General features: G+C 47.9%; 14 protein-coding genes. 8 read left to right on the forward strand and 6 right to left on the reverse strand.

Annotated elements, in window-relative coordinates:
- The first annotated feature begins 29 nt into the window (after positions 1–29).
- The 3 genes from FLT43_RS18265 (at position 30) to FLT43_RS18275 (ending at position 3487) form a co-directional block, all read left to right on the forward strand.
- Positions 30–2348: an ABC transporter permease gene (locus FLT43_RS18265; protein ID WP_087441492.1), complete on the forward strand. Its 2319-nt coding sequence runs from the start codon at positions 30–32 to the stop codon at positions 2346–2348.
- Positions 2349–2351: 3 nt separating this feature from the next.
- Positions 2352–3110, forward strand: coding sequence for an ABC transporter ATP-binding protein (locus tag FLT43_RS18270; protein WP_087441493.1), 759 nt, complete (start codon positions 2352–2354; stop codon positions 3108–3110).
- 68 nt (positions 3111–3178) lie between these two features.
- Entirely contained in the window at positions 3179–3487 is a 309-nt protein-coding gene (locus FLT43_RS18275; protein ID WP_087441535.1) for a hypothetical protein, read from the forward strand.
- 299 nt (positions 3488–3786) lie between these two features.
- Here the strand turns inward: FLT43_RS18275 and FLT43_RS18280 are convergent, their stop codons facing one another.
- The 3 genes from FLT43_RS18280 to FLT43_RS29405 all read right to left on the reverse strand — a co-directional run bounded on the left by FLT43_RS18280 (position 3787) and on the right by FLT43_RS29405 (position 5362).
- Positions 3787–4191, reverse strand: coding sequence for a type II toxin-antitoxin system death-on-curing family toxin (locus tag FLT43_RS18280; protein ID WP_087441494.1), 405 nt, complete (start codon positions 4189–4191; stop codon positions 3787–3789).
- Positions 4188–4451, reverse strand: a complete 264-nt coding sequence (locus FLT43_RS18285; protein ID WP_087441495.1) for an AbrB/MazE/SpoVT family DNA-binding domain-containing protein — start codon at positions 4449–4451, stop codon at positions 4188–4190. Before FLT43_RS18285 ends, FLT43_RS18280 begins: the two co-directional genes overlap by 4 nt.
- A gap of 695 nt (positions 4452–5146) precedes the next feature.
- Positions 5147–5362 carry a hypothetical protein gene (locus tag FLT43_RS29405; RefSeq protein WP_164776451.1) on the reverse strand — a complete coding sequence of 72 codons (216 nt, stop codon included), beginning with the start codon at positions 5360–5362 and terminating at the stop codon, positions 5147–5149.
- An 85-nt stretch (positions 5363–5447) separates the two neighbouring features.
- Here FLT43_RS29405 and FLT43_RS18295 point away from each other — a divergent pair, with 85 nt between their 5' ends.
- From FLT43_RS18295 to FLT43_RS18315, 5 genes are all read left to right on the forward strand, one after another.
- On the forward strand, positions 5448–6131 hold the full coding sequence (locus tag FLT43_RS18295; protein WP_087441496.1) for a PspA/IM30 family protein: 684 nt from the start codon (positions 5448–5450) through the stop codon (positions 6129–6131).
- 28 nt (positions 6132–6159) lie between these two features.
- Positions 6160–7197 carry a TFIIB-type zinc ribbon-containing protein gene (locus tag FLT43_RS18300; protein ID WP_087441497.1) on the forward strand — a complete coding sequence of 346 codons (1038 nt, stop codon included), beginning with the start codon at positions 6160–6162 and terminating at the stop codon, positions 7195–7197.
- On the forward strand, positions 7194–7991 hold the full coding sequence (locus FLT43_RS18305) for a TPM domain-containing protein (RefSeq protein ID WP_087441498.1): 798 nt from the start codon (positions 7194–7196) through the stop codon (positions 7989–7991). Before FLT43_RS18300 ends, FLT43_RS18305 begins: the two co-directional genes overlap by 4 nt.
- Positions 7992–8017: 26 nt before the next feature.
- Positions 8018–9001 (forward strand): SPFH domain-containing protein, encoded by a 984-nt coding sequence (locus FLT43_RS18310; RefSeq protein WP_087441499.1) that lies wholly within the window; start codon positions 8018–8020, stop codon positions 8999–9001.
- Positions 9002–9342: 341 nt separating this feature from the next.
- On the forward strand, positions 9343–9690 hold the full coding sequence (locus tag FLT43_RS18315; RefSeq protein ID WP_244194106.1) for a hypothetical protein: 348 nt from the start codon (positions 9343–9345) through the stop codon (positions 9688–9690).
- A 47-nt stretch (positions 9691–9737) separates the two neighbouring features.
- On the opposite strand, the gene FLT43_RS18320 is transcribed toward FLT43_RS18315, so the two are convergent.
- Genes FLT43_RS18320 through FLT43_RS18330 form a run of 3 tightly spaced genes read right to left on the reverse strand, consistent with a single transcriptional unit; the run spans position 9738 to position 14249 of the window.
- Positions 9738–10604 carry an ATP-binding cassette domain-containing protein gene (locus FLT43_RS18320; protein WP_087441500.1) on the reverse strand — a complete coding sequence of 289 codons (867 nt, stop codon included), beginning with the start codon at positions 10602–10604 and terminating at the stop codon, positions 9738–9740.
- Between the two features lie 2 nt (positions 10605–10606).
- Positions 10607–13015, reverse strand: a complete 2409-nt coding sequence (locus FLT43_RS18325) for a hypothetical protein (RefSeq protein WP_087441501.1) — start codon at positions 13013–13015, stop codon at positions 10607–10609.
- 34 nt (positions 13016–13049) lie between these two features.
- A complete protein-coding gene (locus FLT43_RS18330; RefSeq protein WP_087441502.1) occupies positions 13050–14249 on the reverse strand; it encodes a hypothetical protein in 1200 nt (399 codons plus the stop codon).
- Positions 14250–14338: the final 89 nt, after the last annotated feature.

Below are 14338 nucleotides of genomic sequence, written 5' to 3' on the forward strand. Positions count from 1 at the left end.
GTTAAAAAGCTTGAAAACAGAGGTGGCTTATGTATTCCAGGATAATCCGCAATGACATTTTAAAGAGCAAAGCAATTACGCTGACAACCATGTTATTTGTCGCTGCTTCGGCTATGCTTGTTTCGCTAGCGGCGATACTCGTCGTCAATCTTTCGGGTGCACTGGATACGCTTATGACACAAGCGAAAACTCCGCATTTTATGCAGATGCATTCGGGTGAACTTGATACTGTACGGCTTAAGGCTTTTGCGGAGCAAAATCACAATGTCGAGGAATTTCAGACGCTTGAATTTCTCAACATGGACGGCTCCCGGATAATATTTGAAAACCGTTCGCTTGCGAATAGTGTTCAGGACAATGGGCTTAGCATCCAGAGCGAGAAGTTCGATTATCTCCTTGATCTTGACGGAAACGTTATAAACGTATCTGACGGGGAGGTTTATGTTCCAATCAGCTACATAAAGGACGACATCGCAAAGGTTGGCGACAAGGCTATCATAGGCGGGAAGGAATTTACGGTTGCGGGTTTGCTTCGAGATTCACAGATGAATTCTACGTTAGCCTCTTCCAAAAGAATTTTGATCAGTAAAAATGATTTTGAGGATCTAAGGAATCTTGGAAGTATCGAGTATCTGATTGAGTTTAGATTAAAGGATTTGTCCAAGCTCAGCGAACTCGAAACGGCTTATGCTTCCGCGGGACTTGAAGCGAACGGACCAACGATTACATATCCGCTTTTCAAAACGATTAACGCACTTTCCGACGGGATGATGATAGGGGTTATCCTTCTCGTAAGCGTGCTTGTCGTTGCCATCGCATTTATGTGCATACGCTTTACGCTCCTCGCGAAAATCGAGGACGATTACCGCGAAATTGGCGTTATGAAGGCAATCGGGCTGTGGATCTCCGATATAAAGAAGATTTATCTTGCGAAGTACGCGGCGATTGCCGCAGCAGGCTGTATTCTCGGTTTTGCACTTTCGTTGGTGTTCAAAGGCATGCTTCTTGAAAATATCCAGCTTTATATGGGGGAAAGCGAAAATGCTTCTTTTGCCTTGTTGTTCGGAATCATTGGCATATTGTTCGTGTTCCTTGCAATTACAGCCTATGTAAACGGAGTGCTGAGACGCTTTCGGAAAATATCCGCCGCGGAGGCAATACGCTTTGGTACTTTACAAGAAAGAACCGCGGGCGCAAAACGTTTTCTCCTAAGCGGAAACAGGCTGTTTAACACGAATATTTTTCTCGGTATCAAAGATGTTCTCGCAAGGAAAAGACTTTACGCCACAATGCTTGCCGTGCTTGTAATCTCGGCATTTATCATTATTGTTCCGCAAAACCTGTACAACACGATATCCTCGGAAGGCTTCATCAAATATATGGGGATAGGTAACAGCGATATACGGATAGATATTCAGCAGACCGACAATATTTCTGAAAAAGCCGCTGAAATTATAAAAACGATGAGCAGCGACCGTGCCATTTCAAAGTATGCCGTGCTCGCGACCAAAACATTCAAAGTAAAGACGGAGGGCGGCTCGGAGGAAAGGTTAAAAATCGAGCTCGGCGATCATTCCATCTTCCCTGTAGAATATGCCGAGGGCAGAGCACCCGCCGCAGAAGACGAAATTGCGCTGTCGGCCATGAACGCCAGTGAGCTGGGCACAAAGGTCGGCGAAATCATTACACTGGTGATTGAGGGGAAGGAAAAAAATCTCACGGTAAGCGGGATTTATTCCGACATTACCAACGGAGGCAAGACCGCAAAGGCCGTCTTCACCGACAATTCGGCGAACATTATGTGGTACGTGATCTGTGCGCAACTTTCCGATCGATCTCTTATCGACAGCAAGGTTTCGGAATATGCGGACAGGTTTGATTATGCAAAGGTATCGGATATTGATGAATATATGGTACAGACATACGGCTCGACAATAAGCTCCGTCGGACAGGCCTCCAATGCTGCCATTGCCGTCGCGCTGGTTATAACGGTATTGGTTACTTTGTTGTTTATGAAAATGCTTGTCGCAAAAGACAGATATTCTATTGCCGTCATGAAAGCGTTCGGTTTTACAAACTCGGATATTCAGGTGCAGTATGTTTCGCGTTCGGTATTCGTTCTGATTGTCGGAATTGTTCTCGGCACGATCCTGGCTAACACGCTCGGAGAGAAGCTTACGGGTGCGGTGATCTCCTCCTTTGGAGCGTCGGCGTTTCATTTTACGGTCAATCCGCTTGCTGCGTATCTGTTCAGTCCGCTGCTGATGATAGGCTCGGTACTTATCGCAACCATCATTGGGACATCGGGCGCGGGAAAAATCAAAATTTCCGAAAATATAAAGGAGTAGACAATGAAGAGGATGATTATCGGTGATCGTATCGTAAAATCTTTTGGCGAGGGCGATGAAAAGCGCAATGTTCTCGACGGAGTATCCGTTGAAATAAACGAGGGCGAGTTCGTGGCGGTGATGGGGCCTTCGGGCTCGGGAAAATCAACGCTGATGTTTGCACTGAGCGGGACGGATAGCGTTAATGGCGGAAAAGTCGTTGTTGACGGCAGGGATATATCGGAGATCGGGGAGAATGAGCTTTCCGATATACGGAGAACAAAAATGGGATTTGTGTTCCAACAGCCGACGATGCTGAAAAATTTGAATATCCTCGATAACATCATTCTTCCGTCCATGCGGGGCAACAGAAAACACGCCGCAAAAATTACGGAAAAAGCAAGAGCGCTTATGAAAAGGGTAGGCATTGCGGAGCTTGAAAAGCGTGACATTACACAGGTGTCGGGAGGTCAGCTTCAACGTGCGGGAATATGCCGCGCACTTATGAACAGCCCGAGAATTATCTTCGGCGACGAGCCTACGGGTGCGCTCAACTCCCAATCCGCGCAGGAGATTATGGACCTCTTTTCCGAAATCAACGCGGAGGGTACCGCGGTTATGCTTGTCACTCACGACGTGAAGGTTGCGGCGCGGACGGAGCGTATTATGTTTATGCGCGACGGGACAATCGTGAGCGATCTGCAGCTTCCGAAGTTTGACGGAACGAATATGGATGGCCGGATCGAGAAAGTAACGGTGAAAATGAGGGAAATCGGAATATGATTTGTTGTTTTGAAAAGACGCCGAGCAGGTGTCTTTTTGCTTAGTTTGAGCATGTTTTGCAGCGGATTATGGCATTCTCCAAACAGCAAATGAAGGAACTGTTGTCGGTGTATGAACTGACATTCGAATATGAACAAGATGAAGACGGCAGATATGCGGGGTCTATTGAGCAAATTAGGGATATTGTTGCAGACGGCGAAACCATCGATGAGCTCAAGCTGGAGTTAGCTCGTCAATTAATCGAATACGCGATTGATTACGAGAATAACTATTTCCGCTATTACAATACGTCTAACCGTCATAAACATGCTCCCTATATCTTGCGAGTACTTCTCGAAGACGACCTTGAATCGGTGGCAGGAATGTTTCATGCCTAGTTGGCTTCCACCAAACCCGACCATGTGAGGCCGGGTTTTTGCTATATTCTGAAATTGTAGACCAACTCAGTATTTTGAATAACGAAGTCGTTGATTGAAAGGGATAAGCGGAGGCGTTGTAGAATATATGTACACTAAGTACGTTGACGCGATTACGAGTGGACAAGTTGTGGTTAACCACTATCAAGTTGAAATAGGAAGCATGGATTATGGATGGAAAATACACGGTATAATAGGTTTTGACAGAATATAATTGTTACAGCACATGAAGAAAGACACCATTTGAGGTCTCTTTTCTTCTATTTATGCAAGACAACACAGTGCTCTTCCACGATAGCAACCAAGTCTTCAAATGGGTACTTGTGGTTCACCATATCTACTGTCAGATTTTCCGCTAGTTGGGGATCCATTTTGAAGTGCAAATGATTGTGGCGTAAAAAGATGACGAGAGCCGTGAAAGCCGTGCGTTTATTCGCATTGTGAAAAGGATGGTTCTGACCAAGTGACTGAAATAAAGCGACGGTTTTCTCAAAGATGGAGGGATACGCGTCAGCCCCAAAAGCAGAAGACTCTGCTCGGAAAACAGCGAATTCAAGTAAAGCGGGATCCTTGACGCCTATCTGCTCGCTTGGGCTGTATCGTTGTATCATGGCGACGTTGATGGCAATCACTTCTTTAACGGATAAATATTTAACTTGGTTCATCTATCTTTTAAATTTCGCAATGTCTGATCATACTCGTTGATTACGTCTGCGAGGGATTGCATAAATTCATCGCTTATTCCTTCAGGCAAGGTAACTTTATTGGCTTTTTTGATCGTAATCTCTCCACTGGATTGATTCACATCAATACTAACCGTATCGCCTTGCTCCAACCCAATTTGTTTTAAAGCATCTGTCATTGTGATACCTAAGCTATTGCCGAATTTCGTCACTTTTCGTTCCATTTCAACCACCCTATTCATTAAACTCCCTCCCTATCATCTTATTCAACTGTTTTAACAATTATACGATTTCGAATTCGAAATTCAATCTAAATGATGATTTGATAATTCTTTGCAAGCTAGTTAGCTATTAGCAGAGAGTCATCCGCTTCATCAATGCCAAAGCCAATTAAATGACTCCTAGTTATGGCCCAGCCAGTGACTCGTTCACCGAAGCTAAGCATGTTTGTCTTTTCTATTTCATAAGTAATCCACATGAATCTGTGGATTAATGAAGCGGGATACATTTAGAAGATGTAGATACCTTAAATTGCAACGTTGAAGATACGACATCCTCATAACTGGCGTGGTAGCTGGCCCCTTCCTCCACAAACGCAGACCCGTATCCTTAATATCATTAAAGGCCGGCTGTATTCCGACGGAAAGACGATGAATCCGACTTATGAGCCGTATCCTACCAAGCAGGAAGCTCTCGTTTTATTTCAATTCCAGGAAAAAGAACTGGTTGTGTACGATAAGGCGAAATGGCATTACGAAGGCGAGTTTCCGCAGGAACTGGATATCTCTCAAGCTTAGGTCCCGACCGGCATGTTCGTGGCTTAATATTCATAACGATATTTATACGGCTGTTGATTTCTCGGAAATATTGGCAGCGGGCTTGCCGACGATCTATCATGTAGACGATACTATCGAGAATTATCGCATCGTCGAACCGATTATTTCGGAACGGCACCGCGACTGGAAGCGTCGGAATCATTCCTGAACTCTTTAGATGGTTTTGAAAAGGGGTTGCATACCCTGCCAATCGCTTGTAAGGTACCGTCAATTGCATCCTCTGTGATGCCTTTGATGGCTCTTTTGCGTTCAAGGAATGCTGCCCTTGTACGTTTGCCGATTCCGAACAACCACAGTGTCATACCCAATTTCGCCATTCGGCAATTTGCTCCAAATGAAACCTCGTTCCCCATTTTCCTGTATTATAAGATAAGATGGAATCTTTTCGAGGGGGAGCGCAGCATGGGAATCTTGTCGAGGTTCAAGGATATTATGGCAAGCAATGTGAATGCTTTGTTGGATAGGGCGGAAGACCCGGAGAAGACGATTGATCAATATATGCGGAGCTTGCACCAGGACCTGGGCAAGGTGAAGGCGGAGGCGGCTTCGATGCTGGCCGATGAGGGAAGGGCCCGCAGGGCGTTGGATGAATGCAATGCGGAGATCCGCAAGCTGCAGCGTTACGCGGAGAAGTCCGTGGAAGCCGGCAAGGAAGAGGAAGCGCGCAAGTTCCTCGAGAGGAAGGCAGCGCTGGCAGGGAAACAAAGTGAATTGCAAACGGCTTATGAATTGGCTTCGGCCAACGCCGCAAAGATGAAGCAAATGCAGGATAAGCTGGTAGCGGATATCGGCCGGCTGGAAGCGCGGCATTCGGAGCTGAAAGGGAAGCTGGCGGCTATCAAAATGAATTCCGGCGGTTCTTCCTTGGGTGATGTCAATTCCTCGTTCGATGCCCTGGAAGTGAAGGCGAATCGCGCCCTCGATGAAGCGATGGCCTTGGCCGAGCTTCGAGCAGGATCGAAGGAAGACGATCTGGATGACCTGATTGCGCAATTGGAGGAGGATATGCGCAATAATGCGAAACCACCCACCAATGCGGAAGATGAATTGGCTGCACTCAAAGAGAAATTGAACAAGAAGGAATAGTGGCTTCTTTGTAGATAGGGGTGAGCAGATGCCGGTTATCGAATATAAATGTCCGAACTGCGGCAGCGGGATGGAGTTCAATGCAGATACAGGAATGTTATCCTGCCGCAGCTGCGGAAGGGAAGACAATATCGAGCGAATTCCCGATCCTTTGATGAAGCAAGTGTTTTCGGAAGAAGATGAGACCAGAGAATATCATTGCAATAGTTGCGGAGCTGTCATTATCACTGAGGCGGAGACGAGCGCAACGAACTGCAATTTCTGCGGATCGGCCGTCGTGCTCGGCGATCGGCTGACCGGGGAACTGGCCCCGGCGAAGATTATTCCTTTTTCCATCAGTAAGGAACAAGCAATGAAGGCTTTCCGCAAATGGTGCCGAGGCGGCCTGGTGACGCCAAGCGGGTTTATGACAGCGGATCGAATCAAAGGAATCACCGGGTTGTATGTGCCGTTTTGGCTCTATGATTTGCATAATGAAGTCGAAGCGCACGCCCGTGCTACGAGAGTGAGCACGTACAGATCGGGAGACTACGAGTATACCAAAACAGATTATTATGACGTATACCGAGAAATCCATCTCGATTACGTAAGGGTACCGATTGACGCTTCGAAGAAAATGAATGATGAACTGATGGATAAATTGGAGCCTTTTCCTTATGGTAAGCTGGAACGCTTCAAAACGCCGTATCTGGCCGGTTACATTGCCGAAAAGTACAGCTATAACGAGGAACAGCTATACCCCCGGGTGAAACATAAGGTAGAAGACTATATCCGCTCGTATATAAAGTCAACGGTGTCGGGATATACGACCGTGAACTATACCGATGTCAACATTGATACCGAACTGGAGCGTGCCGATTATGTCCTGCTCCCGGTATGGATGGTGAACTATGATTACAATAAAAAGGAGTATACGTTTGCCATGAATGGCCAGACGGGCAAGGTGGTCGGCAAGCCTCCGATCAGCAAGGGGAAAGTGGCTGCATGGTTTGCGGGGATTTCGGCCGCCTCCTTCCTTGTCATGCACGCGGTGTCCTCCTGGGTTTTGGGAGGTGGATTGTGGTGAGAAGGAAGAGAGCGATCCTCGCCTTCCTGTTCTTCTTCCTCATGATGGTGGTTATTCCGATGGACATCATTGCGGGCGAAGCGGCTGCAACGAAGGAAAAGCAGTTGATTTTCGATACAGCGGAGCTGCTCACTTCGCACGAGGTTGAAGAGCTGAACGCGTTGGCGAATCAATACGGTGCCGAGCGGGAAACGGACTTTATCATTGTTACGGTCAACGGCCCGGAAGCTTATGACGTGAAGGCAATGACGCAGGATTTCTACGATAATTATGGGCCCGGCTACGATAAGGCGCATGGAAATGCCGCTATTTTGATGGTGGACATGAGTCATCGGGAAGTGTACTTGGCCGGATTTTATAAAGCGGAGACCTATCTGGATGATGCCAGAATGGACAAAATACGAAGCAAGATATCCTCGTATATGTCAGACGGCGAGTATAAGCTCGCCTTTCAAAAATATATTCAATTGGCGCATAAATATATGGGATTCCGTCCAGGGGTGAACCCGGACAATCTCTTGTTCAATACGTGGGTGCAATTGGGCATCGCGCTGGTCCTCGGAGGGGGCATCGTTACGTTGATGGTCCTTCGTTCGGGCGGCCGGGTAACGGTCACTTCCCGGACATACGAGAATGCGAGCACTTCGGGCGTGGTTGCTCACGAGGACAGATATCTTCATACCAATACCACAAGACGGAAAATCGAACGAAGCAGCAGCAGCGGCTCAAGCGGCGGAGGCGGAGGGACCACGTCAGGCGGCCACTCGCATAGCGGCAGCAGAGGATCATTTTAGAGAATTAGCGAAGGGACGGGATGAGGATGGGATTCTTCAGAAACCAATTTGCGAATGTAGTCGAGTGGGAAGAATTTCGAGATGATATGATTTTTTGGAAATGGAGCAACCGGGAGATTAAAAAAGGCTCCAAGTTAATTATCCGCGCCGGACAAGACGCGATTTTCGTTAATAATGGCAAGATCGAGGGGATTTTCAAGGATGAAGGGGAGTATAGCATTGATTCGGATATCATCCCTTTCCTGTCCACGTTAAAAGGGTTCAAATTCGGCTTCAACAGCGGGATGAGGGTGGAAGTCCTGTTCGTCAACACGAAGGAGTTCACTGTCCGCTGGGGAACGCAGAACCCGGTTCTGATCCCGTCTCCGCAGCTTCCGGGCGGCATGCCTATTCGCGCCAACGGCACGTTTAATTTCAAAGTGAACGACTACGTGACGCTGATCGATAAGGTGGCCGGGATGAAGGACAGTTACTTGGTCGAGGATGTGAAAATCCGGATTACTTCCGTGCTGGACCAACTGTTAATGAAGTGGATCAGCCGAGAAGGGAAGGACATGTTCAACCTGCAGGCGAATGCTTCCGATATTGCCGCAGGGATACAAGAGGACCTGGACATGCAAGTGATGGACACCGGCCTGACGATCACCGGCTTTCAAGTGATGAGCTTCAATTACCCGCAAGAAATTCAAGATATGATTACGAAGACGGCTTCCCATGAGATGATCGGCAATCTGCAGAAGTACCAGCAGGTGACGATGACGGACGGCATTGCCTCCGGCAAAGTAAAAGGCGGCGGCGCCGCTTCGGACATGGCAGGCATGATGATGGGGATGAACATCGCCAATGAAATGATGAAAAATATGAATCAAAATCAGAAGCCTGCGGCCGACACCACGCCTGCCGCTTCCTCTCCAGCGGAAGGCAATCCAAAGCCAAACTTCTGTCCGAACTGCGGCACCAAAAACGAAGGAGCTAACTTCTGTCCGAATTGCGGTCACAAGCTGAACTGACCCGGATAGCCGCCATCCCAAGCCGACCGTGCAAGGTCGGCTTTTTTAGGCTTGGTGATATGAATGAGACTATAGCTCATCCGCAATGCCTAACAAGGCGATGCCGGCGATGACCAGAGTCTCCCCAAGCTAAATCGGTTAATATTGCAAACAAAAACCACATGATCCGCTCTTCTTGTTATATATTTCACATATAGTATAAGCTTTCTCATTATAAAGACTTCGCCATGAATGTCAGAGCAAGAGATTGCAATTCAGGTCAAATATAGAGTAAGCATGCTTGCTATGATGACAGGGAAAGCCGCGCGGCCCTAGAGCTTCCCGATACGGAGGAGCGAATTTTGGATATCGCGGTGAAGTATGGTTTTTCATCGCAGGAATCGTTTACGCGGGCCTTTGTGAAGGCTTTTCAAGTTATTCCCTCGGTTTATCGCAAAAGTCCGGGACCGATTCCATTAGCCATTCGCGCCGAAGTGTTCTCCCCTTATCATTATGTGATGAAGGAGCGAGGCAGAATGAGAGAGGTACAGGTGCAGGAAGCGGAGATCAAGGTGGAGCAAGCGGCATGGAGCTTCGATCCTGCGAGCATGGGCTATGAATGGGATGAAGAGACGAAGCAGGACTATCAGCGTCATTTCCCGGAGGGATACGGCTATGCCGTGCTGCGTTCGGTGAAGAAACGCAACTAAATCGCAGCGAAAACCGGCAGAACAGGACTGCCGGTTTTGGTGACTATTCACTCGAAATATCGAAGGTACACATCCTCCAAATTCGGCTTTACCGTTCGGGATTCCATATGCTCCAAGGGTTCATCGTGAACGATTCTCGCCCAGATGCCGCTTGAATCGCTCGTAATCTGGCTAACTTTGAAGCGGTACTGCACCTCGGCAAGCTCAGACTCCGTGACGCGCGCCTCATGGACTTTGCCTTCCATGCCGGCCAGGATGCGAGCAGGCTCGTCTTTGACAAGAAGCTTGCCTTCCTTCATCAGAAGAATTTGCTTCGAGATGAACTCGATATCGGACACGACATGGGTTGCGATAAGCACAATTTTATTCATGGCGATGGTCGATATGAAGTTGCGGATGCGAATGCGCTCTTTCGGATCAAGCCCTGCGGTCGGCTCATCCAGGATCAACAGCTTCGGGTCATTCAATAGCGATTGTGCGATCAGAATACGCTGCTTCATTCCGCCAGAGTATGCGCCAAGCTTCGTATCCGCATCCTTGCGCAGATTCACGATGTCCAGCAGATCATCGATTCTTTCTCTAGCCTGCGGCGCCTTGATCCCTTTGAGAGCGGCGATGTACCATAGAAATCTCCGGCCCGTGAAATGATGATATAGTCCTTGCTGCTGAGGCATATATCCCAAAATATTCCGATACTCCTTGCCGAGACGAGAGATGATCTGATCGTTATATCGAATCTCTCCTTCATCCTGCTTCAACTGATTCGTAATCAGATTCATGAGCGTAGACTTGCCAGCGCCATTCGGACCCAATATGCCGTATATTCCAGGGGAGAACTCGGCCCTGAAGCGATCTAGCGCCGTTTTGCGCCCTTTGTTATAGCGCTTCGTTACACGATCAATAGTCAGTTCCACGGTCAGTCCCCCTTCTGAATGAAGCTATTGAATGTCCGCCATGCGCCAATGCCGCATCCGATGCCAAGAAGAAGCAGCGTTCCATAATACATGCTCATGTTCAGCGCATATTGTGATGTTGGAAAGGCGTGATACAGTTGAAAAAGAAGATTGAAGGATATGCTGCCGATTGGTTTCCATCCCATATACTGCAGACCAAGCGGGATGACCACGATAGCGGTTGAAATTAGCAGCAGGATCGCTTGTCTGCGGACAAGCACCGCCAGGAATAGCACGACATGAACGAGCAGCAGCACGCCTCCGATCTGGAACACACCCATCAGGAGAACATACTGCAGGATGCTCAACGATCCCTCTACATGCCCGAGCACTTCGATGCTCTGAACCGGAGCCTGCCAATCGATGTCAGGGTAATGCCTTAGCATATTATGGAACTTCGGGATCTGAAGCAGGAGGAGCAGGAAGACGCTGTACAAATAGGCAACGGCATGCTTGGAGAGGAACAGGTTCCCCCTGCCATGATGGGTGCTCCGTAGTATAGCCATCATGCCATACCTGTAATCAAGGGCGAACAGCGGGCTGAGTCCGGCCAGCAATAAGACGGCATACAACAGGCCATCCCGCAGATCCGATTGCTGCCGGTTGAACAGCGCATCGGAAGATGTCACATTCACGAAGCTGCCCGTAATTCCACGGTCTTCCTGCAGCCTTAACAAGTAATCCCTCTGCTCCTCAATGTACTGAAATGCTTTCGCCTGCTTGGCGAACTCCTCCAGCTTCACCTTTTCTGTATTATAGACCGTAAAATCAATGCTGCCGGTCGTATATTGTTCATACCAATAAGCGAACTGCCGCGGCAGATCATCGTATTTTGCCCTTTCTTCCTGCAGGAAGTTCAGTTTATCTTCATTGATTGTACCGCTGATCTGATCCAAATAGCGGTTATAGACGATGGAATCGAAATCGAACCTTCGCTCATCCCAATCGATCTGCTGATATACGATAACTCCTGCGAGCAGCAGCAGGAGAATACTTTTCCCGGAGATGAACAATTTAAATCCTTCATGCATCAATAGGGAATTGATGCGCCGCAGCTTGAACCATGCCGCATGCAATCTTCCCCGCCAGCGATTCCAAGGAAGCCGCGACCCGATGCCGGCATCGGACACATAAAGCCACGCGCAGAGTAGGGGCAGCAGCATCATCACAGCCCCACCGAGCCAATACGTCAATGTCGTCTTCTTTACCGGGTAACCGAACACATTCAGGTTCCGATAATCCGCAAGAAGCTGGAAGGAATCGTAGAATGCAACCACGTTCATATATTTGAACATATTCAGGTAAGAATTCGGATGGATCACGGAATAGCATAGAAAGCTGATGCCTAACAATGCCGCTGTCGCCAGGTAGACTCCTCCGGCCCGGCGAAATAATAAGAACAAGGCGGCAAGCATCCAGGCAAATAACAGGTTCGCAGCTACCTTCAGTAACAGATAGAGGACAAGGAACTGCCCCACTGGTAACGCCTCGACTGCTCCCTGAAATGACGGCATGGATTGAATATAACGGTGAAGGTCCCCAAAGCCATAGAGATGTTCGCTTATCACCAAAATCGATCCCTGGTATAAGAGGGTCAGCAGTACGGTCAGCAGGCTCAGCACAACCCATTTCGCTCGCCACAGGTCAAGCAGACCGTTGCGCGTCGAACGGATGAGGCGGGTCAGCCCTTCTTCCTTCTCAACCTGGAACAAAATGATGCATAGCAGGAACAAGAGCGCGGCAAGGCACATATCCGTGGACTGCAGCCGCGTGCCTGAGGTGAGCCCCTCTTCCAGTCCCAACTGCAGCGGCAAGCCGCGGAGCGGATCGAAGTCATGCACCGTTTTCCCAATATTACGGTAGGAGTAAGTTCCCTCCCGATAGAAGATGGAGACCGACAGCATCTCTTCTGCTCGAGTGCCCATTTCTTCCATCGTCCGCAGATACTGGTCCATATGCTCGTATTGCTTTTTGATTCGTTCGATGAGATATAATTCTCGGCCAATCAGCTCCGGGTTGCCTGCATAAGGGCTTTGCCTATACTGCTTATACTCCTGAGGATGGGCCTGCTTGGCTTCATGGATGGCTTGCCCCCAGATCTCTTCGGCAATGGTTCCTTCTTGGGCAAATGTGCTGTATAAAGCCAATAAATCCGCTTGTCTGGCGGCTACTGCCAGCCCCTCATCGGTTGGCAAGCTTCGATATTGTTGCTCCAGGCGTTCATACTCATCTCTGTGCTGAATCAGAGCTATTTGCTCGCGGAACTGGGTATTATAGTAGAACAGTCCATTGCCGATCAGTAGCAGGACGGCCAGAAGGGCAAAGACTCGTCTATGCCATACCTTCAACAGCTCATATCCGATTAATGTCATGAGGAACTCCTTGCATCAATGGCATTCTCAAGGTTTAACGGAGCTTTGTCTCCAACAAAGGTTTTAACTTAGCTTGTCCTGACTCAATCTCTCGTTTGTCCAAATACAAGATGGAACTCTTATCTGACAGCTCGTTATAGGCAAACATATAGCGATCGTCACCTGGGACCATTTCAATATGTTTGGAAAAAGGAGATAGATCAACTTGATGAATCAGAGCGTTATCTTTGAAAATGGATAGCTGAACCGGGACGTCTGGAGCATACTCATGGACATAGCCGCCTATCGGCTGAATATATGTATATAACGAGTCTCTGTAAATATAAGAAATAATAGGTGGGTGATCTACCTTTACTTCTTCGATATGATTCCCTTCCAGGTCGGACGAGTATTTCTTGTGCGTCCGCTTGTCCAACGGATCGCCATAGAAATAAGAGAAGTAAAGCCTATTATTAGCGATGTTGCGTAAGCTGGATAACCCGCCATCTCCGCGATCCCACAATGTTGTCACTTGGCCGCTTTGAAGATCGTATCGTTGGGTTTCATAGCCTTTCTCGTTAAATACGAGCCAGTATAATTGCGTTCCATATGGAATGATATCGGTTATCTCATTCACTTGATCAGATGCGTGATAAATCAATTCGGGATCTTGCTTCAAATTATCAAGGCTCGCTTTGAAGACGTTCACTTCCAGGTCACTCTCTCTGTTCCCGTCTGTAGTCGAATAATAGAGATAGCCTCGATGAATGGCCAGCGATCTCGGTGCGGCTTCAAATGTTTTGATGACTTTTCGATTTTTTCCGTCCGGATCTAGCCTGACGAGCGTCCAAGTATTATCGAACCTCGAGCGTTTGCTTTCTCGATCCAAGTAGCTTTCTAATACATACAGATGTGTATCATAATATTGTAAAAACTGAGGCGGATTGGATGATGAAAATGGAACGAACGCGAAGCAGTTTTCTGTAGTCGGAATATCCATGCATTGATTGTCAGGACGATTATCCAGAAGAATGGGCTTTGTGCTCTCTTTGTCCATATAATAAATAAGTTGTTGATGAAGGAAGTAATATCCCTTATCTGATCGGGTTATCTTCAAACCATACCCTTGTTTATGGTACATAAAGGGATAGTCCCAATCCAAGTGATATTCATTGTCGTCTGGAAACGTCTTACTGGAACACCCTGATGCAAGGATCAGGCATAGTAGCAGGGTAAAGGAAATGTATTTCTTCATCACGGTATCCTTTCTCTAGATATTGCAGTTATGAGACGATAAAGAGATAATGCCTTGGGGAAAGTGATCCGTTCCCCTCCCCCAAGGCT

It is taken from the genome of Paenibacillus thiaminolyticus (assembly GCF_007066085.1).
In the GTDB taxonomy this organism is placed as follows: domain Bacteria; phylum Bacillota; class Bacilli; order Paenibacillales; family Paenibacillaceae; genus Paenibacillus_B; species Paenibacillus_B thiaminolyticus.

Bases quoted from the DNA above. Each gene is read 5' to 3' on its own strand.
- FLT43_RS18265 (WP_087441492.1), top strand. From the start codon at position 30: ATGTATTCCAGGATAATCCGCAATGACATTTTAAAGAGCAAAGCAATT.
- FLT43_RS18270 (WP_087441493.1), top strand. From the start codon at position 2,352: ATGAAGAGGATGATTATCGGTGATCGTATCGTAAAATCTTTTGGCGAG.
- FLT43_RS18275 (WP_087441535.1), top strand. From the start codon at position 3,179: ATGGCATTCTCCAAACAGCAAATGAAGGAACTGTTGTCGGTGTATGAA.
- FLT43_RS18280 (WP_087441494.1), bottom strand. From the start codon at position 4,191: ATGAACCAAGTTAAATATTTATCCGTTAAAGAAGTGATTGCCATCAAC.
- FLT43_RS18285 (WP_087441495.1), bottom strand. From the start codon at position 4,451: ATGAATAGGGTGGTTGAAATGGAACGAAAAGTGACGAAATTCGGCAAT.
- FLT43_RS29405 (WP_164776451.1), bottom strand. From the start codon at position 5,362: ATGGCGAAATTGGGTATGACACTGTGGTTGTTCGGAATCGGCAAACGT.
- FLT43_RS18295 (WP_087441496.1), top strand. From the start codon at position 5,448: ATGGGAATCTTGTCGAGGTTCAAGGATATTATGGCAAGCAATGTGAAT.
- FLT43_RS18300 (WP_087441497.1), top strand. From the start codon at position 6,160: ATGCCGGTTATCGAATATAAATGTCCGAACTGCGGCAGCGGGATGGAG.
- FLT43_RS18310 (WP_087441499.1), top strand. From the start codon at position 8,018: ATGGGATTCTTCAGAAACCAATTTGCGAATGTAGTCGAGTGGGAAGAA.
- FLT43_RS18325 (WP_087441501.1), bottom strand. From the start codon at position 13,015: ATGACATTAATCGGATATGAGCTGTTGAAGGTATGGCATAGACGAGTC.
- FLT43_RS18330 (WP_087441502.1), bottom strand. From the start codon at position 14,249: ATGAAGAAATACATTTCCTTTACCCTGCTACTATGCCTGATCCTTGCA.